Origin of the sequence: Isoptericola sp. NPDC056618, assembly GCF_042792715.1 — a bacterium.
Taxonomy (GTDB): domain Bacteria; phylum Actinomycetota; class Actinomycetes; order Actinomycetales; family Cellulomonadaceae; genus Isoptericola; species Isoptericola nanjingensis.
The window spans coordinates 261461-282979 of record NZ_JBHTVZ010000003.1 but is presented as its reverse complement, the minus strand read 5'-3'; the positions used below and the strand labels follow the sequence as shown (position 1 = coordinate 282979).

19 protein-coding genes are annotated in these 21519 nt (G+C 74.5%); 12 read left to right on the top strand and 7 right to left on the bottom strand.

What is annotated here, in order from left to right:
- Positions 1 to 165 precede the first annotated feature (165 nt).
- Entirely contained in the window at positions 166 to 1338 is a 1173-nt protein-coding gene (locus tag ACFQ8T_RS07170; RefSeq protein WP_430545857.1) for a branched-chain amino acid aminotransferase, read from the top strand.
- A 24-nt stretch (positions 1339 to 1362) separates the two neighbouring features.
- Positions 1363 to 2541, top strand: coding sequence for a winged helix DNA-binding domain-containing protein (locus ACFQ8T_RS07165; protein WP_430545856.1), 1179 nt, complete (start codon positions 1363 to 1365; stop codon positions 2539 to 2541).
- Here the strand turns inward: ACFQ8T_RS07165 and ACFQ8T_RS07160 are convergent.
- Positions 2492 to 3076, bottom strand: a complete 585-nt coding sequence (locus ACFQ8T_RS07160) for a hypothetical protein (protein WP_430545855.1) — start codon at positions 3074 to 3076, stop codon at positions 2492 to 2494. The two genes, ACFQ8T_RS07165 and ACFQ8T_RS07160, sit on opposite strands and share 50 nt — an antisense overlap.
- 277 nt (positions 3077 to 3353) lie before the next feature.
- Here ACFQ8T_RS07160 and cimA point away from each other — a divergent pair, with 277 nt between their 5' ends.
- Positions 3354 to 5003, top strand: a complete 1650-nt coding sequence (gene cimA, locus ACFQ8T_RS07155; RefSeq protein ID WP_430545854.1) for a citramalate synthase — start codon at positions 3354 to 3356, stop codon at positions 5001 to 5003.
- Positions 5004 to 5009: 6 nt separating this feature from the next.
- On the opposite strand, the gene ACFQ8T_RS07150 is transcribed toward cimA, so the two are convergent.
- A complete protein-coding gene (locus tag ACFQ8T_RS07150; protein ID WP_429763844.1) occupies positions 5010 to 5894 on the bottom strand; it encodes a MurR/RpiR family transcriptional regulator in 885 nt (294 codons plus the stop codon).
- The gene (locus ACFQ8T_RS07145; RefSeq protein WP_430545853.1) at positions 5891 to 6949 is read right to left on the bottom strand and encodes a BadF/BadG/BcrA/BcrD ATPase family protein; all 1059 of its coding nucleotides are present in this window, start codon (positions 6947 to 6949) and stop codon (positions 5891 to 5893) included. The genes ACFQ8T_RS07150 and ACFQ8T_RS07145 overlap by 4 nt, the downstream gene beginning before the upstream one ends.
- Before the next feature lie 91 nt (positions 6950 to 7040).
- Here ACFQ8T_RS07145 and ACFQ8T_RS07140 point away from each other — a divergent pair, with 91 nt between their 5' ends.
- The 7 genes from ACFQ8T_RS07140 (at position 7041) to ACFQ8T_RS07110 (ending at position 15343) form a co-directional block, all read left to right on the top strand.
- Positions 7041 to 8117: a lipoate--protein ligase family protein gene (locus ACFQ8T_RS07140; RefSeq protein WP_430545852.1), complete on the top strand. Its 1077-nt coding sequence runs from the start codon at positions 7041 to 7043 to the stop codon at positions 8115 to 8117.
- Positions 8118 to 8444: 327 nt separating this feature from the next.
- Positions 8445 to 9749, top strand: a complete 1305-nt coding sequence (locus tag ACFQ8T_RS07135) for a sugar ABC transporter substrate-binding protein (protein ID WP_430545851.1) — start codon at positions 8445 to 8447, stop codon at positions 9747 to 9749.
- A 3-nt stretch (positions 9750 to 9752) separates the two neighbouring features.
- Positions 9753 to 10724, top strand: a complete 972-nt coding sequence (locus ACFQ8T_RS07130) for a carbohydrate ABC transporter permease (RefSeq protein WP_430545850.1) — start codon at positions 9753 to 9755, stop codon at positions 10722 to 10724.
- Positions 10721 to 11548, top strand: a complete 828-nt coding sequence (locus tag ACFQ8T_RS07125; protein WP_430545849.1) for a carbohydrate ABC transporter permease — start codon at positions 10721 to 10723, stop codon at positions 11546 to 11548. The genes ACFQ8T_RS07130 and ACFQ8T_RS07125 overlap by 4 nt, the downstream gene beginning before the upstream one ends.
- A complete protein-coding gene (locus ACFQ8T_RS07120; RefSeq protein WP_430545848.1) occupies positions 11545 to 13107 on the top strand; it encodes a glycoside hydrolase family 3 N-terminal domain-containing protein in 1563 nt (520 codons plus the stop codon). Before ACFQ8T_RS07125 ends, ACFQ8T_RS07120 begins: the two co-directional genes overlap by 4 nt.
- Entirely contained in the window at positions 13104 to 14372 is a 1269-nt protein-coding gene (locus ACFQ8T_RS07115; RefSeq protein ID WP_430545847.1) for an anhydro-N-acetylmuramic acid kinase, read from the top strand. Before ACFQ8T_RS07120 ends, ACFQ8T_RS07115 begins: the two co-directional genes overlap by 4 nt.
- Positions 14369 to 15343 (top strand): N-acetylmuramic acid 6-phosphate etherase, encoded by a 975-nt coding sequence (locus ACFQ8T_RS07110; RefSeq protein ID WP_430545846.1) that lies wholly within the window; start codon positions 14369 to 14371, stop codon positions 15341 to 15343. The genes ACFQ8T_RS07115 and ACFQ8T_RS07110 overlap by 4 nt, the downstream gene beginning before the upstream one ends.
- 135 nt (positions 15344 to 15478) lie before the next feature.
- On the opposite strand, the gene ACFQ8T_RS07105 is transcribed toward ACFQ8T_RS07110, so the two are convergent.
- Entirely contained in the window at positions 15479 to 16252 is a 774-nt protein-coding gene (locus tag ACFQ8T_RS07105; RefSeq protein WP_430545845.1) for a YggS family pyridoxal phosphate-dependent enzyme, read from the bottom strand.
- A gap of 134 nt (positions 16253 to 16386) precedes the next feature.
- Here ACFQ8T_RS07105 and ACFQ8T_RS07100 point away from each other — a divergent pair, with 134 nt between their 5' ends.
- The gene (locus ACFQ8T_RS07100) at positions 16387 to 16785 is read left to right on the top strand and encodes a YccF domain-containing protein (RefSeq protein ID WP_430545844.1); all 399 of its coding nucleotides are present in this window, start codon (positions 16387 to 16389) and stop codon (positions 16783 to 16785) included.
- Positions 16786 to 16801: 16 nt separating this feature from the next.
- Here ACFQ8T_RS07100 and ybaK read toward each other — a convergent pair whose 3' ends face one another.
- Positions 16802 to 17302, bottom strand: coding sequence for a Cys-tRNA(Pro) deacylase (gene ybaK / locus ACFQ8T_RS07095; RefSeq protein WP_430545843.1), 501 nt, complete (start codon positions 17300 to 17302; stop codon positions 16802 to 16804).
- Between the two features lie 31 nt (positions 17303 to 17333).
- Here ybaK and ACFQ8T_RS07090 point away from each other — a divergent pair, with 31 nt between their 5' ends.
- The gene (locus ACFQ8T_RS07090; protein WP_430545842.1) at positions 17334 to 18089 is read left to right on the top strand and encodes a TSUP family transporter; all 756 of its coding nucleotides are present in this window, start codon (positions 17334 to 17336) and stop codon (positions 18087 to 18089) included.
- An 11-nt stretch (positions 18090 to 18100) separates the two neighbouring features.
- On the opposite strand, the gene ACFQ8T_RS07085 is transcribed toward ACFQ8T_RS07090, so the two are convergent.
- Both ACFQ8T_RS07085 and ACFQ8T_RS07080 read right to left on the bottom strand, forming a co-directional pair.
- Positions 18101 to 18577 carry a hypothetical protein gene (locus ACFQ8T_RS07085; protein WP_430545841.1) on the bottom strand — a complete coding sequence of 159 codons (477 nt, stop codon included), beginning with the start codon at positions 18575 to 18577 and terminating at the stop codon, positions 18101 to 18103.
- Between the two features lie 88 nt (positions 18578 to 18665).
- A complete protein-coding gene (locus ACFQ8T_RS07080; RefSeq protein ID WP_430545840.1) occupies positions 18666 to 21401 on the bottom strand; it encodes a DEAD/DEAH box helicase in 2736 nt (911 codons plus the stop codon).
- Between the last annotated feature and the right edge of the window lie 118 nt (positions 21402 to 21519).

Here is a 21519-nt window from a genome sequence, read left to right as displayed (position 1 = left end):
CGGACGTGTCGTCCGAGCCACCGCCCGCCCCGGCCGTCATCCCCCTGTCGATCACCCGACATCCACTTCAGTCCGGGTGACCGCTGTGGTCGGAGCGACGCCGGTGCCCACGAGGTGCACGGTCGTGGAAAACTACAGGGGTCACCCGGTGAAAGGCCCCCGATCATGACCACTTCCAGCACCTCTCCGTCCGCAGCGAGCGCTACGCCGAGCACCGGCGGGTCGGACATCCTCCCCGCCGAGCTCGAGGACCTCGTCGCCCTGTTCGACGTGCGCGCCACGGACTCACCCACCCCGGACGCCGAGCGCGAGGCCGCGCTGCGGTCCCCGAAGTTCGGCACCGTGTTCACGGACCACATGGCGCGCGTCAGCTGGCGCCAGGGCGACGGGTGGCTCGACCGCCGCGTCGAGAAGTACGGGCCGCTGCAGATCGACCCCGCGACCGCCGTCCTGCACTACGCGCAGGAGATCTTCGAGGGGATGAAGGCGTACCGGCACGCGGACGGCTCCGTCTGGACCTTCCGCCCGGACGCCAACGCGGCCCGGTTCGCGCGCTCGGCGCATCGCATGGCGCTGCCCGCGCTGTCGGTGGACGACTTCATCGGCTCGATCGCGGCGCTGGTGCGCACGGACATCGACTGGGTGCCGTCCGGCGAGGACTTCAGCCTCTACCTGCGGCCCTTCACGTTCGCGTCGGAGGCGTTCCTCGGGGTGCGTCCCACGAACGAGGCCGAGTACCTGGTCATCGCCTCGCCCGTCGGCCCGTACTTCGCGGGCGGCGTCAAGCCGGTGTCGATCTGGATCGACGAGCACTACCACCGCTCCGGGCCCGGCGGGACGGGCGACGCGAAGTACGGCGGCAACTACGCGGCGAGCCTCCTGCCGCAGCGGCTCGCCGGGGAGAAGGGCTTCGACCAGGTCTGCTACCTCGACGCCGTGACGAACACGTCGCTCGAGGAGCTGGGCGGCATGAACGTCTTCGTCGTCATGGCCGACGGCTCGGTGCACACCCCGGAGCTCACCGGGACCTTCCTCGAGGGCGTCACGCGCTCGTCCATCCTGCAGCTCGCCACGGACCGCGGGCACCAGGCCGTGGAGCGGCGCATCCCGCTCGCCGAGGTCGTCGCCGGCCTCCGGGACGGCACCGTGCGGGAGATCTTCGCCTGCGGCACGGCGGCGGTCATCACCCCCGTCGGCCGCCTCGCGGGCGACGAGTTCGACCTGCAGGTCTCGGGCGGCGAGCCGGGCGAGCTCACCATGGCGATCCGCGAGGAGCTCACCGACATCCAGTACGGTCGGGCCGCGGACCGGCACGGCTGGATGCGCCGGCTCGCCTGATCAGACAGGGAGGTCCCCCGCGCGATGCCCACCACCCCGATCACGGCGGACGCGCTCAACCGGACCACGCTCGCGCGCCAGCAGCTGCTCACCCGCTCCGGCGACGACGTCCCCGCCGTCGTCGGGCGGGTGGGCGGCCTGCAGGCGCAGCACGCCGACATGCCGTACATCGCGCTGTGGGCGCGACGCTCCGGGCAGACGATCGGGGGGCTCGAGGAGGCCCTGACCGACGGCGAGGTCGTGAAGGCGACCGTCATGCGGTCCACGCTGCACGTGGTGCCCAGCGCGGACTGGCCGCTGCTCGACGCCGTCTCCGCGGAGCAACGGCTGGCGGCGTGGCGCGCGAGCGCCCGGCGGGCGGGCGTCGACCTCGTGGGCCTCAACGCCGCCGTGCGCGCGTTCTGCGCCGAGCCCCGCACGCTGGACGAGGTGGAGGCGTTCGCTGCCGAGCAGTACCCCGGGGTCGACGCCGTCGCGGCGATCCCGGGCGGCGTGAGCCGCGCGTGGTGGCGGCTCGCGAGCGCGGGCGGCGGGCTCGTGCACGTGCCGCCGAGCGGGCTGTGGGGCTCCCACGTCGCGGCGCGCTACCAGGACGGCGCGCGCTGGCTCGCCGACCGCGTGCCGCACCCGCTGCCCGAGACCGCCCCGGACGAGGCGCGGGCCCGCGCCGTCGAGAAGTACCTGCGGGCCTTCGGGCCGGCGTCCGCCCGCGACGTCGCCCGCGGTGTCGGCATCCGCGGCGTCGGGGCGCTGAAGCGGGCGCTCGCGCTCCTCGAGCTGCGGGCGTACGCCGCGCCCGACGGCCGCGAGCTGGTCGACCTGGCCGACGCCGACGTCGTGCCCGGGGACGTGCCCGCGCCGGTGCGGCTCCTGCCGCGCTGGGACCAGCTGCTCGTGGCGCTGGACGAGCGGTCACGGATCGTCGACCCCGAGCACGCGCGGCTCGTCTACCGGCGGAACGCGGACGTGCTCCCCACCCTCTGGGTGGACGGCCGGGTGGCCGGCACGTGGACCCTGGACGTCGACGCCCGCCGGGCGACCGTGCACCTCGAGCCGTTCACCGGAGACGCGTGGGCGCACCACCGGGCCGAGGTGGAGGCGGAGGCCGCCTCGCTGCTCGATCTCGCCGCGGTCGACGCCCCGGAGCGCGAGGTCACCTGGGCGGCTGAGGCTGCACGAGAGTCCGGCCGAGCACGCCGTTGAGCATCGCCGAGACGGCGACGCCCATGACGATCCACACGAGCGCGGTCACGAGCGCCGAGGCCGCGTCGCCGGGGCCCGTGAACGCGAGGGCGGCGAGGATCACGGTGACCAGCGCGACCAGCCAGCCGAAGAACATCCGCGGCCGCGGCACGACGCGCACGAGCGCCTGGAGCACCACGGCCGCGAGCAGGGCGAACAGGGCACCGGTCAGCGCCCACGCCAGCCCGGGGGCGCCGGGCACCAGGCGGGACGGGCCGAGCAGCCCGACGTCGAACGCGCTGTCGAAGACCACCGACGCCGCGAGCCCCAGGACGGCGCAGACCACGACGGTGACGGCGGCGCCGGACCAGTAGCGGCCGCGGTCCAGCGCGAGCAGCCGGCGCGACGTCGCGGCCGGGGCGTCCCAGGTGTCCGCGGGCTCCGCCGTGGGCACCACGGACGGGGGCGGCGTGATCCCGCCCGGGGTCATGCCGGGCGTCCACGCCGTCGGGTCGCCCGGGTTCGTCGGGCCGCCTGGGGGCCGCGTGTCGGTCATCGGTCCTGCCTCCTGACCTCGGTGACGGTGACAGCCGACCACACCCCGGGTCCGGTCGCACGGGCGGGACGTCCCGTGCCACGCCGTGGACGGCCTGTCCGGCCTGCGCGCGGGTGTGGCACCATGTGGCCCATGACACGCCTCGCGCACCAGCGTCGCTCGCTCATCATTCGGTAGCGCGTCCGGCACACCCGCCGGACGCGCAGACCTTCCGTACCCCGGGGGGTCTTTTTTGTTGACCAGAACGCCCAGAGCTTCTCGACGTGGGGAGTCCCGCATGACCGCCACCCCGTTCCACGTGTACGACACCACCCTGCGCGACGGCGCGCAGCAGGAGGGCATGAACCTCTCCGTGGCGGACAAGCTGGCCATCGCGCCGCTGCTGGACGAGCTGGGGGTCGGCTTCATCGAGGGCGGCTGGCCGGGCGCCGTGCCCAAGGACACCGAGTTCTTCCGCCGGGCGGCGAAGGAGCTGGAGCTGAGGAACGCCGTGCTCGCGGCGTTCGGAGCCACCCGCAAGGCGGGCACCCGCGCGTGGGACGACCCGCAGGTGCGGGCACTGCTCGACTCCGAGGCACCGGTCGTGACGCTGGTGGCGAAGTCGGACGTGCGGCACGTGGAGCGCGCGCTGCGCACCACCCCCGACGAGGGCCTCGCGATGATCGCGGACACGGTGGCGTTCCTCGTGGGCGAGGGCCGCCGCGTCGTGGTGGACGCCGAGCACTTCTTCGACGGCTACCGGTTCGACCCGGTGTGGTCCCGGGCGGCGGCGGAGGCGGCGTTCGAGGCGGGCGCCGAGGTGGTCACGCTGTGCGACACGAACGGCGGCATGCTGCCGCACTGGGTGAGCGACGTCGTGACCGAGGTGCGCGAGTCCCTGGGCCTGCCGCACGGGCGCGACGCCGTCGCGGGGGACCGGCTGCTCGGCATGCACGCCCACAACGACTCGGGCTGCGCCGTCGCGAACACGCTCGCGGCGGTGGCCGCCGGCGCGTGGCACGTGCAGGGCACGGTCAACGGCTACGGCGAGCGCACGGGCAACGTGGACCTCGTCACCGTCGTCGCGAACCTCGAGCTCAAGCACGGCCTGCGCACCCTCGCCGGCGAGGGGCTCGAGGACGCGACCCGCATCGCGCACGCGGTCGCCGAGATCACCAACATCTCCCCGTACGCGCGCCAGCCCTACGTGGGAGCGAGCGCCTTCGCCCACAAGGCGGGCCTGCACGCGAGCGCGATCAAGGTCGACCCGGACCTGTACCAGCACATCGACCCCACCGCCGTGGGCAACGACATGCGCATGCTCGTGTCCGACATGGCCGGGCGCGCGTCGATCGAGCTCAAGGGTCGCGAGCTGGGCTACGACCTCAGCGGCCAGGCCGAGCTGCTCACCCGCGTCACGACGCGGGTCAAGGACGCCGAGGCGCAGGGCTACACCTTCGACGCCGCCGACGCGTCGTTCGAACTGCTGCTGCGCGAGGAGCTCACCGGCACCCGGCAGACGTACTTCCGCGTCGAGAGCTGGCGGACCATCGTCGAGACCGTCGCCGGCGGGCCCGGGCACGACGCGTCGAGCCGGGAGGCCGACGCGGTCGCCGAGGCGACGGTGAAGCTGCACGCGGGCGGCGAGCGCGTGGTCGCGACCGGCGAGGGCAACGGCCCCGTGAACGCGCTCGACCAGGCGCTGCGCAGCGCGCTGACGCGCGTGTACCCGCAGATGGAGAAGTTCGAGCTCATCGACTTCAAGGTGCGCATCCTCGACGCGCAGCAGGGCACCGACGCCACGACGCGCGTGCTGGTCGAGACCACGGACGGGCAGCACTCGTGGTCGACGGTGGGCGTGGGCCCGAACGTCATCGAGGCCGCGTGGGAGTCGCTCATCGACGCGTACGTGTACGGCCTCGTGCACGGGGGTGTGGAACCGCGCTGAGCCGGGCTACCGCGGCGGGCGGCCGTTCGTCAGGCGGTGCGGCCGGACGGCCTCGTACGTCGCCTTGAGGGCGGCGGTGGTCCGGTCGTAGCGGCGCTGCGCCACGCGCACGAAGAGGAAGTCGACGACGGCGAGCTGGGCGATGCGGCTCGACATGGCGCCCGAACGGAACTGGGTCTCGCGCGCCGTCGTCGCGAGGACGACGTCGGCGAGCTCCGCCAGGGGTGAGGCCGGGAAGTTCGTGACGGCCACGGTGGTGGCGCCCGCGTCGCGTGCCAGCGTGAGCGCCTGCACGGTCTCCACGGTGGTGCCCGTGTGCGAGACCGCGACGGCGACGCAGCCCTCGCCCAGCAGCGCCGCGGACTGGAGCTGGCCGTGCAGGTCCACGGGCGCGAAGCAGGCGATGCCGATGCGGGTGAGCTTCTGGCCGAGGTCCTGCGCCGTGAGGCCGCTCGACCCGGCGCCGTAGACGTCCACGCGGGGTGCGGAGGCCACGGCCTCGACGGCGTGCTCCAGGGCGTCGAGGTCGAGCATGCGCGCCGTCTCCTCGATCGTCCGTGCCTCGTGGAAGGCGATCTTGGACACGACGTCGGTGGCGGTGTCGGTCCGGTTGATCTCGCCCTCGGCGATGCCGGAGCGCTCCAGCTCGACGGCGCGACGGCTGGTGGCCTGCGCGAGGTCGATGCGGAACTCGGGGTAGCCGGCATAGCCGACGGCGCGGCAGAACCGGACGACCGTCGCCTGCGACGTCCCCGCGCGGGCGGCGAGCTCGGTGATGGTGGCGCCGACGACGCCGGGGGGGTCGTCGAGCACGACCGCGGCGATCCGCGCCTCCGCGGGGCGCAGCGTGGGCAGCGCCTGGCGGAGCCGGACGAGGACGTCACCGTTCATGCGCGGATCTCCTTCCCGGCGGACGCCGGAGACGGGTGGGTGGTGGCCCGGACCGTGAGCCAGGTGTCGTGCGGTTCCACGAGCTCGCCGTCGCGGGGGTCGACGAGGGAGCGGGCGAGGCGCAGCGCGCCGTCGAGGGGGCTCCCGTCGGCGGGGACGAGCCGCACGTCGGGACGCAGGGCGGACAGGCGGGCCTTGAGGGGCGTGGTCACGGGGGCGCCGATCTGCAGGACGCCGCCCGTGACCGCCGCGAGCGGCGGGATCCCGGGGCGCAGCGCGGCGGCGAGGCTCTCCGCGAGGTGGGTCCCGGCGTCGTGCAGGATGCCGCTCGCGACGAGGTCGCCCGCGGCGGCGGCGTCGGCGACGGCCGGCGTGAAGGACGCGAGGACGTGCGCGCGGTCGGGCCGCCCGTACAGCGCGGCGGGCCAGCCGTCGACCGGGCCGAAGCGCTCGAGCGCGGCGGCGAGCAGCGTGGGGGAGGCGGGCCCGGGGCGCTCGTCGTGGGTGGCGACGGCGGCCCGCAGGCCGTGCGCGCCGATCCACGACCCGGAGCCGAGGTCGCCGAGCAGGTGGCCCCAGCCGTCCGCGCGGTGCCACCGGCGCCGCAGGTCGGTGGCGAGGACGATGGCGCCCGTGCCGACCGCGGCGACGGCGCCGGGTCGTCCGCCGAGGGCGCCGAGGTGCGCGGCGAGCGCGTCCGCGGCGACCGCCGTGGCGGGGGCGCCCGCGGCCTGCAGCACCGCGTGCAGCGCGCCGGGGTCGGGGACGAGCGACGGGAGGCCGGTGACCGACACGGCCGCCGCGGCGACGCGCAGTCCCGGCTGCCGTACGGCGAGGGCGTCCACCAGCTCGGCGACGACGTCGGCCGCGTCGCTCCCGGAGGCGGTGATGCGGACCGGGCGGCCGGTGAGCGTGATCGGGGCGCCGCCGGGGTCGGCAGCGCCGTCGGTGCCGTCGGTGCCGCGCGCGGGCACGGCGACGAGGCGGGCGCCGCTGCCGCCGACGTCCACGGCGACGACGTGCTCGGGCACGAGGGAGACGTCCGGGCCGGTCACGGGACCCAGTGTGGCAGCGATTTTCTCAGGTTGGGCACCTCACAAAAAGAATCTCGCCCACGAGGCGTCCCGGCCCCGCTACCGTGGAGACGTGCATGGTGAGTACAAGGTTCCCGGTGGCAAGCTCGTGACGGTCGACCTCGACGTGCGCGACGGGTTGCTCGCCGACGTCAGGCTCAGCGGCGACTTCTTCCTCGAGCCGGACGACGCCCTCGAGGTCATCGACTCCGCCCTCGCCGGGCTGCCGCGCGAGACGTCGACGAGCGAGCTCGCGCGCGCCGTCGACGACGGGCTGCGCATCGCCGAGCAGGACGGTCGCGTCGCCGGCGCCGTGACGATGGTGGGCTTCGACGCCTGGGCCGTCGCGGTCGCGGTCCGCCGCGCGCTGGGGCTGGCCACCACGTGGGACGACCACACCTTCGAGGTGCTGCGCCCGGGCCCGCTGCCCCCGGCGACGCTCGCCGCCCTGGACCAGGTGCTCACGGAGGAGCTGGCCGAGGGCCGCCGCGGGCCCACGCTGCGGTTCTGGGACTGGAACGAGCGCGCCGTCTTCATCGGGTCGTTCCAGTCGCTGCGCAACGAGGTGGACCCGGCGGGCGTGCGCGAGCACGACGTCACGGTGGTGCGCCGTATCTCCGGCGGTGGCGCCATGTTCATGGAGGCCGGCAACTGCGTGACGTTCTCGCTGGTCGTGCCGGCGTCGCTCGTCGACGGCCTGTCGTTCGAGCAGTCGTACGCATTCCTCGACTCGTGGGTGCTGGGCGCGCTGCACGACGTCGGCGTCGAGGCGTACTTCTCCGGCATGAACGACGTCGCGTCGCCCGCGGGAAAGCTGGCGGGCTCGGCGCAGAAGCGCCTGGCCGGCGGCGCCGTCCTGCACCACATGACGATGGCGTACGACATCGACAACGCGAAGATGCTCGAGGTGCTGCGCATCGGCCGCGAGAAGCTCTCCGACAAGGGCACCACCAGCGCCAACAAGAGGGTGGACCCGCTGCGCTCGCAGACCGGCATGTCGCGCGACGAGATCGTCGACGCGTTCGAGGCGCACTTCAAGGCACACCACCGGACCGTGGACTCCGCGCTGCGTCCCGACGAGCTGGACCGCGCCGAGGAGCTGGTCCGGACGAAGTTCGCCGACCCGGCCTGGATCAACCGCGTGCCCTGAGCTCCACCGCCGCCGCCCCCGCACCGACCGCGACGCGCCGAGAGGTCACCGTCCTGTCACGAATTGGTGCGGGGGCTTTCGTTATCCCCGCTCGGTCAGTTATCTTCCTCGTGAAGCGATGCCCCGGAACTTCCTTTCAAGCCGGGGCGGCGCTCGCGATCACCACGGCGATCAGCATGACAAGCGAGACGACGACGTCACGCCGGACGACGAGGACGTCGGCAGGACATGACCGCGAGAACGGCGCGCGACCGCGACAACGGCGGCGCCGCGCACCACGGAGGGCGGCCCAGCGGCCGCCGGGGGAGGACGACGATGCGTCGAGACATGTGGACCCGCAGGAACGTGGGGGCCGTGGCCACCGCGGCGCTGGTGGCGCTCGGCGTCGCCGCGTGCGGCAGCGGCGGCTCCGGCGACGGGGGCGGGGACGGGACGGTCGACGGCGAGGGCAAGACCCTCGACGTCTGGATCATGCAGGGCACGAACCCCAGCGCCGACGCCTTCTTCGACGAGGTCGGGAAGGCCTTCACGGAGGAGACGGGCGCGGAGCTGAACGTCGAGTTCGTCGAGTGGGCGGACGCCCACGACCGGTTCGTCACGTCGATCGCGGGCCAGACCACGCCCGACGTCGCGGAGACCGGCACCACGTGGACGCCGGAGTTCGCCGACGCCGGAGCGCTCGCGCCGCTCGACGACTACGTGGCGGAGGCCGGCCTGGGCGACGACCTGGTGGACGGCCTCGTCGAGGCGGGCACCTACGACGGGCAGCTGTACGGCATGCCCTGGTACGCCGGCGTCCGCTCGCTCGTGTACAACACGGAGAACTTCGAGGAGGCCGGCGTCGAGCCGCCCACGACCTGGGCGGAGATCGAGTCGGCGGCCAAGGCCATCAAGGAGAAGTTCCCGAAGAAGACCGCGATCGCGGTGCCGGGCGACGCCGAGTTCACGGTGTACCCGTGGGTGTGGGGCGCCGGCGGCGAGGTCGCGACGCTCGACGGCGACACCTGGACGTCCGGGCTCGACAGCCCCGAGGCGCAGGAGGGCCTGAGCTTCTGGACCGGGCTCGCCGCGGACGGCTACTCGTCGGCGGGCGCCACCACCTGGCGCGAGACCGACGTGCTCGACGCGTTCGCCCAGGGCGACGTCGGCATGGCGATCATGGGCTCCTGGACTCCGGGCGCCATCGTCGAGGCGAACAAGGACATGGACGGCAAGTTCGCCGCCGTCCCGATCCCGGGCAAGGACGGCGGGATGTCGCCGTCGGTCCTCGGCGGCTCGCACCTGTCCGTGTTCGAGACCGCGGAGGACAAGGACCTGGCGTTCGCGTTCGTGGAGCTCATGACGACCGGTGAGTTCGCCACGAAGTGGGGCGAGCAGGCCGGCTACTTCCCGGGGCAGAAGTCGCTCCTGGACGAGACGCTGAAGAGCACCGACCCGCTCGTGGCCCCGTTCGCGCAGCAGTTCGTCGAGGGTGGCGCGTCCGTGCCGGTCTCGCCGAACTTCGGGGCCGTGCAGGCCAAGCTCACGACCAGCACGATGATGCAGTCGATCCTCTCCGGGAGCGAGGACGTGCCGACCGCCAGCACGAAGGCGGCCGACGAGATGACGTCGCTGCTCAACGGTGGAAGCTGACGCATGACGAGCACCCTCCCCGTCGCGGTCCCCGCCGGGCCCGGGCAGCAGCCCGGGCCCGGCGGGCGCCGCCCGCTCGGCAAGTCGCTCCTGGCGCGGGTGCGGCCGTGGATGCTGCTGACGCCCGCGCTGCTCGTGCTGGCGGTGCTGCTCCTGTGGCCGCTGGTGCGGGTCGGGCTGTTCTCGCTCCAGGACTACGGGCTGCGGGAGATCGTCTCCGGCGAGCCGAACTGGATCGGCCTCGCCAACTACGTCGAGGTGTTCACGTCCGAGCAGCTGTGGGCCGTGGTGCTGCCGAACACGGTGGTCTTCGCCGTGCTGTCGGTGTCGTTCACGGTGGTCTTCGGTACGGCCGTGGCCGTGCTGCTCGCGTCGCTCGGCCGCGTCTGGCGCACCATCGTGTCCAGCGCGATCATGGCGGCCTGGGCGATGCCCGCCGTCACCGGCACGTACGTCTGGGTCTGGATCTTCGACGCCGACCGCGGCGTGTTCAACCACGTGCTGCAGTCGCTCGGGCTGCAGGACGCGCCCGTCAACTGGTTCACCGACCGCTGGTCGTTCTACGCGATCGTGCTCCTCAACGTGGTGCACCACGGCTTCCCGTTCGTCGCGATCACCGTGCTCGCGGGCCTGCTCGGCGTGCCGAAGGAGCTGCTCGAGGCCGCGGAGATCGACGGCGCCGGGCCGTGGCGCCGGTTCTTCTCGGTGATCGTGCCGCAGCTCAAGCAGATCTTCGCCGTCGTGATCATCCTGTCGACCATCTGGGACTTCAAGGTCTTCGCGCAGGTCTACCTCATGCCCGGCGGCGCCGGCAGCAACCGCGAGGTGCTCAACCTGGGCGTCTGGTCGTACACCGAGTCGTTCGGGCAGAACCGGTACGGGTTCGGCGCCGCGATCGCGGTGCTGCTGACCCTGCTGCTGCTCGCCATCACCGTCGTGTACGTCCGCACGATCCTGAAGGAGGAGGAGCTGTGAGCCGGCCGACGACCGCGACGCGGGTGGGCAAGGGGGTCGCCGTCGCGCTGCTCCTGGCGTTCACCCTCTTCCCGGCCTACTGGATGCTCGTCAGCGCGCTCGACGGCAAGGCGGGGCGCGGGTCGTCCTTCGTCCCCGCCGACCCGACGCTGGAGCACTTCGAGTTCGTGCTCACGGACGGCGGCTTCGACGTCTTCCTGCGCAACTCGCTGCTCGTGGCCCTCGGGACGGTGCTCGTCTCGTCGCTGCTCGCCCTGCTGGCGTCGGTGGCGGTGGCGCGCTTCCGCTTCAAGCTCCGCACGCAGGTGCTCATGCTCGTGCTGATCGTGCAGATGGTCCCGCTCGAGGCGCTCGTCATCCCGCTGTTCGTCCAGGTGCGCAACCTGGACCTGCTCGGCACGCTGACCGGCCTGGTCGTGGTGTACGTGGCGCTCGCGCTGCCCTTCGGCATCTGGATGCTGCGCGGCTTCGTGGCCGCCGTGCCGGTGGAGCTGGAGGAGGCCGCCTACCTCGACGGCGCCACCTGGGGCCGCATGTTCCGGTCCATCCTGCTGCCGCTCGTCGCGCCCGGTCTCGTGGCCACGAGCATCTTCAGCTTCATCACGGCGTGGAACGAGTTCGTCTTCGCGATGACGCTGCTCGGCGGCGAGACGCAGAACTACACGGTGGCCATCGGGCTGCGCTCGTTCTTCGGGCAGCACTCGAACGACTGGGGCGCGATCATGGCGGCCTCGACGATCATCACCGTGCCCGTGATGATCTTCTTCATCGTCGTCCAGCGCCGGCTCGCGTCCGGGCTGACGTCCGGGGCGGTGAAGGGGTGAACGACGTCCGGAGGGCCGTGCACGGGGTGCTGCTGCCCGGCTTCACCGGGACGACGCCCCCTGCGTGGCTGCTCGACGCCGCGCGCGACGGGCTCGCCGGAGTGGTGCTGTTCGCGCACAACACGCCCGACCCGGCGACGACGGCCGCGCTCACGGCACGCCTGCACGACGCCGCGCCCGACCTGCTCGTCGCGACCGACGAGGAGGGCGGCGACGTGTCGCGGCTCGAGGCCGCGACCGGGTCGTCGCTGCCCGGCGCCGCGGCGCTCGGTGCGGTGGACGACGTGCGGCTCACCGGGGCCGCGGGCGAGGCGCTGGGCCGCCTGCTCGCGGCCGCGGGCGTCGACCTCGACCTCGCGCCGGTGCTCGACGTCGACACGCCCGGGAACCCGGTCATCGGGGTGCGGGCGTTCGGCACCGACCCGGAGGCGGTCGCGCGGCACGGCGTCGCGTTCGCCCGCGGCCTGCAGCACGGCGGCGTCGGCACGTGCGCCAAGCACTTCCCGGGGCACGGGTCCACGACCGTCGACTCGCACCTCGCGCTGCCCGTCGTGGAGGCCGACGCCCGGACCCTGCGCGGCCGCGACCTCGTGCCGTTCGCCGCGGCGTTCGCGGGCGGTCCCGGCGACGAGGGCCCCGCGGCCGACGCCCTCATGACCGCGCACGTCGTCGTGCCCGCGCTCGGGCCCGCTCCGGCGTCTCTCGAGCCCGCCGTCGCGGCGCTCGCCCGCGAGCTCGGCCACGCCGGGCCGATCGTCACCGACGCCCTCGACATGCGCGCCGTGTCCGACGGCGCCGACGTCGGCGAGGCCGCCGTGCGGGCGGTCGAGGGCGGCGCGGACCTGCTGTGCCTGGGCACGACGACCGGACGGGACGACGAGGCGCTGTTCCGCTCCGCCGCCGACGCCCTCGTGGCCGCGGTCGACGCCGGCCGGGTGAGCCTGGACCGGCTCGCCGCGTCCCGGCGACGCACCGACGCCCTGGTGGGCCGGCTGCGCGCCCGGCGGGTCGCCGCCGCGCCGGCCCCGGCCGAGGAGGCGCTCACCGCGCTCGCGGCCGTGGGGGCCGAGGTGGCGCGCCGGGCGGTGCGCGTCATCGGTCCGTCGCCGGCGCTCGCGGGAGCGCCCGACGTCGTCGACCTGCGGCTGCGGCTCGACCACGCGGCCGGTCGCACCGCGCAGCACGTGCAGCGCGCCGTCGCCGCCCGCTGGCCCGACGCCGTCGTGCACCCCGCCCTCGATGACGCCGGGCTCGGCGCCCTGCTGCGCGGGCTCCCCGGCCCGGCCGACGGCGGCGAACGGCCTCTCGTCGTCGTCACGCGCGAACCTGTCCCGGGCGGCGACGAGCACGAGCGCCTGGCGCGGCTGCAGCGGGCGCGCCCGGATCTCGTCGTCGTGCACACGGGCGCGCCGGCCGCGGGGGAGCGGTGGCTCGCCGCGCTCCCGGGCGGGCTGCCCGCGACCGTCCTGGCCTGCGGCACCGGCCGGGCCAACGCCGAGGCCGCCGTGGCCCTCCTCGCCGGGGAGCTCGCCCCCGAACCCACGGAGGTGGCGCGATGATCGTCATCGGCATCTCGTCCGGCACCAGCGTCGACGCGATCGACGCGGCGGCGGCGGACCTCGACCTGCGCCCCGACGGCACGCTGTCCCTGCGGCCGCTGGGTCACGCCGAGTACGCCTGGCCCGACCACCTGCGCCGGCGCATCCTCGCGGCGCTGCCGCCCGCCACCGCGGACCTGGGCGAGGTGTGCCAGCTCGACACGCTCGTCGGGCAGGAGCTGGGCGCCGCCGCCCGGCGCGCCGTCGACGACCTCGCGGGCGGCGACGCCGACCTCGTGGCGTCGCACGGGCAGACCCTGCACCACTGGGTGGTGGCGGGCCGCGCGCGCGGCACGCTGCAGCTCGGCAACCCCGCCTGGATCGCGGAGCGCACCCGACGGCCGGTGGTCAGCGACTTCCGGGTCGCCGACGTCGCCGCCGGGGGGCAGGGCGCGCCGCTGGTGAGCGTGCTGGACGCGCTGTGGCTCGGGCACGACGGGCCCGCCGGCACGAGGTACTCCGCGGCGCTCAACATCGGCGGCATCGCCAACGTCACCGTCGTCGGCGCGCACGACGAGCCGGTGCTCGGCTGGGACACCGGCCCCGGCAACTGCCTGCTCGACGCCGCGGTGCAGAGGCTCACCGGGCAGCCGTTCGACCGCGACGGGGAGCTCGCGGCCGGCGGCGTCGTGGACCACGAGGCGCTGGACGCGCTGCTGGACGAGCCGTACTACGCGCTGCCCGTGCCGCGGTCCACCGGCCGCGAGCTCTACGACGGCGAGTACGTGACGACGCGGCTCGCCGCCGCAGGGGTGCGTGCCGACCGGCTCAGCACCCCGGACCTGGTCGCCACGCTCACGGAGCTCACCGCGACCACCGTGGCGCGGTCGCTCGCCGACCACGCGCCGGGCGGGGGCGTCGAGCGGGTCGTGATCTCCGGCGGCGGGGTCCGCAACCCCGTGCTCCGCGACCGTCTGCGGGCGCTGCTCCCGGCCGGCACCGCCCTCGAGACCGCGGACGATCTCGGGTTGCCCGCGGACGCCAAGGAGGCGTACCTCTTCGCGCTGCTCGGCTTCCTCGGCGTGCACGGGGTGCCCGGCACCGCACCCGGCCCGCACCGGCGGCAGGCCACGGGGGCCCGCCGGCCGGTGGTGCTGGGGTCGCTCACGCCCCCCACGCCGCTGCCCGTGGAGGCGGTCCGCACCCCGGTGCGGCGCCTCGCGCTCACCACGGCACCGAGCGTCCCGACCACTGCGCGCGACCTGACGAGAGGAAGCACCCGATGAGCGGAGCGACCGTGCCCGACCCCTCCGTGCCTCCGGACGCCGGCCCCCCGGACGACGTGCTCGACGTCGCGCGCCTCGTCTCGCCGACGGAGGAGCGCAACCCGCGCACCACCGACATCGACCTGCTCCCGCCGGCCGACGTGGTGCGCCTCATCCTCGACGAGGACGCCGGCGTCGCCAGCGTGGTGCGCGCGGAGCGGTTCCGCGTCACGCAGACGGTGGAGCTCGCGGTCGAGGCGATCCGCGCGGGCGGGCGGGTGCACTACGCCGGTGCGGGTACGTCCGGCCGCCTCGGCGTGCTGGACGCCGTCGAGCTGCTGCCGACCTACGGTGTCGGCCCCGAGTGGTTCGACGCGCACCTCGCCGGCGGTCCCGACGCGATGACCGTCTCGGTGGAGGGCGCGGAGGACGACGCGGAGGCCGGTCGGCGCGACCTGGACCACGTGGGCCCGCACGACCTCGTCGTCGGGCTCGCGGCCAGCGGTCGCACCCCGTACGTGGGCGGGGCGCTCGACCTCGCCCGCGAGCGCGGGGCGCGCACCGCGCTCGTCAGCGCCAACCCGGCCGCGCCGCTGGCCGACCGGGTGGACGTCGCGATCCTGCTCGACACGGGGCCCGAGGCCGTCACCGGCTCGACCCGGATGAAGGCCGCCACCGCGCAGAAGATCGTGCTCAACACGTTCTCGACCGCCACGATGATCCAGCTCGGCAAGACGTACTCGAACCTCATGGTCGACGTCCGCGCGTCCAACGCCAAGCTCCGCGCCCGGCTCGTGCGCCTGCTGAGCCAGGCGACCGGTCTCGCGCCGGAGGTGTGCGCGCCCGTGCTGGCCGACGCCGGTGGGGAGGTGCAGGTGGCGCTGGTCATGCTGCTGGCGGGGGTGGACGCCGCGGCGGCGCGCGGCGCGCTCGCCGGGGGAGACGGCGTCCGCGGGGCCCTCGGCCGTCTCGGCGCCGCCCCGCCGAGGTAGTGCCCGAACCCGCGAGGTGGTGCGAATTCTCGTGAAGTAGTACCTGAGTGCGCCAGGTAGTCCAGGCAATCCGGACAATTCGCGCATCCCGTGTACTACCTCGGCCGGCTTCGTACTACCTCGGCGCGATGGGTGCTACCTCGCGGGGGTAGGGCGGGCGCCGAAGACGGCGGTGCCGACGCGGACGACGGTCGCGCCCTCGGCGACGGCGAGCTCGAGGTCGGCGGTCATGCCCATGGAGAGCTCGCGGGCGTCGTCCGTCCCCGGAGCCCCGCTGACGAGCACGGCGTCGCGGATCGCACGCAGCCGGGCGAAGCCGGCCCGCACGAGCGCCTCGTCGTGGTGCTCGCCCAGGCGCGCGCCGATCGTCATGAACCCGGTCAGGCGCAGCCCCGGCAGGGCCGCGACGTCGAGGGCGAGCGCCGCCGCGTCGTCGGGCGCGACGCCGGACTTGCTCTCCTCGCCGGAGACGTTGACCTGCACGAGCACGTCCAGGGTGCGGCCGTCGCGCTCGCAGCGCGTGGACAGGGCGCGCGCGAGGGCGGGGGAGTCCACCGAGTCGACGGCGGTGGCGGCGCCGAGCACCTGGTTGACCTTGTTCTTCTGCAGGTGGCCGATGAGGTGCGCCTCGACGCGTCCCGCGGCGACGAGGTCCGCCAGGGCGGGCGCCTTCGCGACGAGCTCCTGGACGCGGTTCTCGCCGACCAGCACCGGCCGGTCGTCGCCCTGGGCGGCGGCGAGGTCCAGCGCGGCCCGGACCCCCGCGAGCATGGTCTCGGCCTCCTGCGTCTTGGTGGCCAGCAGCACGCGGACCTCGCGCGGGTCGCGCCCCGCCGCGCGGGCGGCGGCCGCGACGCGGTCGTGGACGGCGGCCAGGCGTGCGGGGATCCCGGGACACTCGGTGGGCATGGTCGCCAGTCTACGAACGCCGTCGGTGGTCCTGGGACGCGACGCGGGGCCGTGACCGAGACTGCGGCGGACCAGGGTCGCGTCAGGGGGTTCCCGGGTGGTGCCGCGCTCGCGCGGCGGGCGAGGATGGTCGGGTGAAAGCCCTGCTCAACATCATCTGGCTCGTCTTCGGCGGCTTCTGGCTCGCGCTCGGCTACGCCGCGGCGGGCATCCTCTGCTGCATCACGATCGTGGCGATCCCGTGGGGCATCGCGTCGTTCCGGATCGCCGGCTACGCGCTGTGGCCGTTCGGACGCACGGTCGTCGACAAGCCGGGCGCCGGCGGCTGGTCGGTGCTGGGCAACGTCATCTGGATCGTCTTCGCCGGCATCTGGCTCACCATCGGGCACATCACGACGGCGGTCGCCCAGGCGATCACGATCATCGGCATCCCGCTGGCGATCGCGAACCTCAAGATGATCCCGGTCTCGCTGCTGCCGCTCGGCAAGGACATCGTGCCCAGCGACGCCCGGTACCCGACGTACCAGCACTGACCGTCGGGCACCGGCCTCACGGGCGGCCGATCGGCGCCGTCGTCCCGCCCGTGAGGCGCAGCAGGTCGTCGGGGGCGAGCGACACGTCCAGCCCGCGCCGGCCGCCGGACACGTAGACGACGTCGAAGCCCGCCGCGGACTCGTCGAGCACGGTCGTGTGCCGCTGCTTCTGCCCGATCGGCGAGATGCCGCCCACCACGTAGCCGGTGGCGCGCTGCGCCGCCGCCGGGTCGGCCATCGCGGCCCGCTTGCCGCCGACGGCGCGGGCCAACGCCTTGAGGTCGAGGCTGCCGTCCACCGGCACGATGCCGACCACGAGCCGCCCGTCGACGTCCGCCAGGAGCGTCTTGAAGACCTGCGCGGGGTCGGCGCCGAGCGCCTCGGCCGCCTCCAGGCCGTAGCTCAGGTCCGACGCCGGGTCGTGGTCGTAGGTGTGCAGCCCGTAGGCGATACCGGCCCGGTCGAGCGCGACGACGGCCGGCGTCCCGTGCGAGGCGTGCGGCTTCTTCTTCGACACGCCGCCGATTGTGCCTGAGTAGGGTGGTGCGGTGCTCCTCCTTCTCGTCCTCGCGATCCTGGTGGGAGGGGCGCTCCAACGGGTCACCGGCATGGGCTTCGGGCTCGTCGCCGGCCCGTTCATCGTGCTCCTGGTGGGCCCGCTCGAGGGCGTGCTGTTCGTGAACCTGGCCGGCGCGATCGCGTCCGCGCTCATCCTGGGCCGCGTCGCGCGGGACGTGGACTGGCGGCGCTACGCCTGGCTCGCCGTCACATCGGTGGTCGTCATGGTCCCCGCCGCCCTGCTGCTGCGCGACGCGAGCCGTGCGGCGCTCGAGGTCGCCGTCGGGGCCCTCGTCGTCGTCGCGATGACGCTGGCCGTCGTCACGACCCGCCTGCGCCGCGGCGGCCGGCACCCCGTCCGGCCCGAGGCGCGCGCCCCGCTGGTCGCGACCGGCGTCGCGAGCGGGGTCGGGAGCGTGGCCGCGGGCATCGGCGGCCCGCCCGTGGCGATCTACTCCGTGCTCAGCGGCTGGGACCCGCGCGGCTTCGCGGCGACGGCGCAGCCGTTCTTCGCGACCAACGCGCTCGCCGCGCTGATCGCCAAGCTCACGCTCACCGACGCGTCCTTCCCGCCCTTCGCCGCCTGGCAGTGGCTCGTCGTCCTCGCCGCGATCGTGGCCGGGCTCGTCGTCGGCGACTGGCTCACCCCGCGCGTCCCTGCGGTGGCCGTCCGGCGCGGGCTGATCGTGCTCGCGTACGTCGGGGGCGTCGCGACCCTCGCCCAGGGGCTCGCGCACCTGGGCTGAGGAGGTAGGGCTCAGACCGGCCGGTCGCCCTCGTCACGACGCGGGACGTCGGCGGACCCGTCCGCCGGGCCGTCCGCGCGGTGCTCGGGAGCGTGCCGCCCAAGCGCACCCGGTGCGTCCCCTCGGTCGGGGTCCAGCTCGTCCGCGCGGCGCAGGCGCTCGTCGACGTCGGCCCGGCGCTCGTCGAGGCTCGCGTCGCGCCGCCGGGCCTCCTCCTGCAGACGGGCCGCCTCGGCGGCCTTCTGGTCGGCCTCGGCCTGGGACATCCGGGCCTCGGCGTCGAGCTTCGCGGACGCCGCCTCGCGCTCCTGCACCGCGATCCGGTCGTGCTCCGCCTGCCGGCGCAGCTCGGCGGCCTCGTCGCGCCGTTCCTCGCGCCGGCGCGCCTCGGCGGTCCGGGAGCGGCGGGCGAGGGCCACGGCGACGAGCACGAGCAGCAGCACGACGACGACGGCGACGACGATCCAGACGATGGTCGTGGTGTCCATGGCGGACTCCTGACGTCGGGGGTGCCGGGGGCGGCACCCTGGGTCGATCACACGACCGACCCCGGATGCTTGCAACCGCCGCGGGTGCTCAGATCCGGCCGACGTCCACCACGGTGAGCGCGACGGCCCCGGCCTCGTCGCTGGCCGCCAGGTCGACGACGGCGGTGACGGCCCAGTCGTGGTCGCCGTCGGCGTCGTCGAGCACCTGCCGCACCCACCACGTGCCGGCGGGCACCTCGGCCACCTCGACGCCGTCGCGCGTGGTCGTGGTCGCGCCGCCGGGCAGCTGGGCGCCCGGCTCGAGGATGGTCAGCAGCCCGGCCGCGCGGGCGGCGGGGCCGATGCCGACGGCGTCGTCGCCCTGCGCCTCGAACAGGGGGTCGAGCGCGGCGGCCCAGGCGTCGCCGTCCCAGCCGTGCGCGCCGTCGAGCGCCCCGAGCGCGTCGTAGTCCTCGCGAGCGGCGAGCTCGACGCGGCGGAACGTCGCGTTGCGCACCAGGCGGCGGAACGCGCGCGGGTTGCCGGTGACGGGCCGTGCGGGCGCCTCCGCGCCCGCCTCGGCGAGCTCGCCCTCGACGACGAGGTCGGCGTCGTCGTCGACCGGGTTCTGCAGCCGCTCCCACTCGTCGAGCAGCGACGAGTCGACGCCGCGCACCAGCTCGCCGAGCCACTCGACGACCTCCTGCACCTCCTCGGTGCGGTGCTCCTCGGGCACCACCTGGCGCAGCGCGCGGTAGGCGTCGGCGAGGTAGCGCAGCACCACGCCCTCGGTGCGCTCCAGCCCGTACACGCTGACCAGCTCGGCGAACGTCATGGCCTGCTCGAGCATGTCGCGCACCACGGACTTGGGCGCGAGCTCGGCGTCGGCCACCCACGGGTTCGACCGCTTGTACGTGGTGAACGCGGGCTCGAGCAGGTCGGCGAGCGGCCGCGGCCAGGTCACGTCCTCGAGCGCCTCCATGCGCTCCTCGTACTCCATGCCCTCGGCCTTCATCGCCGCGACGGCCTCGCCCTTCGCCTTGGACTGCTGGGCGTAGAGGATCTGGCGCGGGTCGTCGAGGGTCGCCTCGATGACGGAGACGACGTCGAGCACGTGCGTCGGGCTCTCGGTGTCCAGGAGGTCCATGGCCGCGAGCGCGAACGGCGACAGCGGGGCGTTGAGCGCGAAGTCGCGCGGCAGGTCGACGACGAGCCGCACGCTGGGCCGGTACCCGGCCGGGCGCGACGCGTCGGGCACGCGGACCTTCTCCACCACGCCCGCGACCCGCAGCGACCGGTAGATGCGGAACGTCTGGCGCACGTGCTTCGCCTGCTGCGCCTCGGTGTCGTGGTTCGCGGTGAGCAGGTGCCGCATGGCCTCGACGGGGTCGCCGCCCGAGCCCGCGGAGTCACGTGCCAGCACGTTGAGCACCATGGCGTGGTTGACGTGGAACTGGCTGGTCAGGGGCTCGGGGTCGGCGTCGCGCAGCCGCTCGAACGTGGAGTCCGTCCAGTTCACGGCGCCGGCGGGCGCCTTCTTGCGCACCACCTTCTTGAGCTTCTTCGGGTCGTCGCCGGCCTTGGCGAGCAGCTTGCGGTTCTCGATGACGTGCTCGGGCGCCATGACGAGCACCTCGCCCACGGTGTCGAACCCCGCGCGCCCGGCCCGGCCGGAGATCTGGTGGAACTCGCGCGCGGTGAGGTGGCGCATGCGCTCGCCGTCGTACTTCACGAGCGACGTCATGAGGACGGTGCGGATCGGCACGTTGATGCCCACGCCGAGGGTGTCGGTGCCGCAGACCACCTTGAGCAGGCCGCGCTGCGTGAGCCGCTCCACGAGGCGGCGGTACTTCGGCAGCATCCCGGCGTGGTGCACGCCGATGCCCGCGCGCAGGAACTTGCTCAGCGTCTTGCCGAAGCCCGTGCCGAACCGGAAGGCGCCGATCTCGGCCGCGATCGCGGCCTTCTCGTCCTTGGAGGCGAGGCTCGTGGACAGCAGCGCCTGGGCGCGCTCGACGGCGTCCTTCTGCGTGAAGTGCACGACGTAGACGGGGGCGCGGTGCGTCGTGACGAGCTCGGCGATGACGTCGGTCAGCGGCTCGACGACGTAGGAGAACGTCAGCGGCACCGGGCGCTCGGCGCCCGCGACCTCCGCGACGGGGCGGCCGCTGCGCTCCTCGAGGTCCTCGCGCAGCCGGGTGGTGTCGCCCAGGGTGGCGGACATCAGCAGGAACTGCGTGCGCGGCAGCTCCAGCAGCGGCACCTGCCACGCCCAGCCGCGCTGCCGGTCGCCGTAGAAGTGGAACTCGTCCATGACGACCTGGGCGATGGCGTCGTCGTCGGCCGTGCCGTCCGCGCCGACGCCGTCGTCGTCGGCCCCGCGCCGCAGGGCGAGGTTGGCGAGGATCTCCGCGGTGCAGCAGATGATCGGGGCGTCGGCGTTGACGGCGGAGTCGCCGGTCATCATGCCGACGTTGCGCGACCCGAACGCGGCGACGAGGTCGAAGAACTTCTCGCTCACCAGCGCCTTGAGCGGCGCGGTGTAGAACGTGCGCCCGCCGCGGCCCGACCGGCGGTTCGCGAGCGCCGCGAACTGCGCGCCCATCGCGACCATCGACTTGCCCGACCCCGTGGGCGTGGCCAGCACCACGTGCGAGCCCGTCATGAGCTCGAGCAGCGCCTCCTCCTGGTGCGGGTACAGCGGCCGGCCCGTGCCGGTGGCCCACTCGCCGAACCCCTCGAAGAGGACGTCGGGGTCCGGCGCGCCGCCCGTCGGGGCGGGCAGGTACGGCAGCAGCGTGCCGGCGGGGCGGGGGGCGGCGTCGGGGGAGCTGGGGGAAGTCATGGTCCGGACATTCTCCCAGGCCGCGCCGACAGCAACGAGCGTGGTGGTTTTAGGAAACTGAAGACCCGCAGGGGGGGGAATACGGCACCCCGTTGGGGGGGGGGAGGGGGACCACGGG

Coding starts and splice junctions, on each gene's coding strand:
- ACFQ8T_RS07170 (WP_430545857.1), top strand. CDS start 166: ATGACCACTTCCAGCACCTCTCCGTCCGCAGCGAGCGCTACGCCGAGC.
- ACFQ8T_RS07165 (WP_430545856.1), top strand. CDS start 1,363: ATGCCCACCACCCCGATCACGGCGGACGCGCTCAACCGGACCACGCTC.
- ACFQ8T_RS07160 (WP_430545855.1), bottom strand. CDS start 3,076: ATGACCGACACGCGGCCCCCAGGCGGCCCGACGAACCCGGGCGACCCG.
- cimA (WP_430545854.1), top strand. CDS start 3,354: ATGACCGCCACCCCGTTCCACGTGTACGACACCACCCTGCGCGACGGC.
- ACFQ8T_RS07150 (WP_429763844.1), bottom strand. CDS start 5,894: ATGAACGGTGACGTCCTCGTCCGGCTCCGCCAGGCGCTGCCCACGCTG.
- ACFQ8T_RS07135 (WP_430545851.1), top strand. CDS start 8,445: ATGTGGACCCGCAGGAACGTGGGGGCCGTGGCCACCGCGGCGCTGGTG.
- ACFQ8T_RS07130 (WP_430545850.1), top strand. CDS start 9,753: ATGACGAGCACCCTCCCCGTCGCGGTCCCCGCCGGGCCCGGGCAGCAG.
- ACFQ8T_RS07115 (WP_430545847.1), top strand. CDS start 13,104: ATGATCGTCATCGGCATCTCGTCCGGCACCAGCGTCGACGCGATCGAC.
- ACFQ8T_RS07110 (WP_430545846.1), top strand. CDS start 14,369: ATGAGCGGAGCGACCGTGCCCGACCCCTCCGTGCCTCCGGACGCCGGC.
- ACFQ8T_RS07105 (WP_430545845.1), bottom strand. CDS start 16,252: ATGCCCACCGAGTGTCCCGGGATCCCCGCACGCCTGGCCGCCGTCCAC.
- ACFQ8T_RS07085 (WP_430545841.1), bottom strand. CDS start 18,577: ATGGACACCACGACCATCGTCTGGATCGTCGTCGCCGTCGTCGTCGTG.
- ACFQ8T_RS07080 (WP_430545840.1), bottom strand. CDS start 21,401: ATGACTTCCCCCAGCTCCCCCGACGCCGCCCCCCGCCCCGCCGGCACG.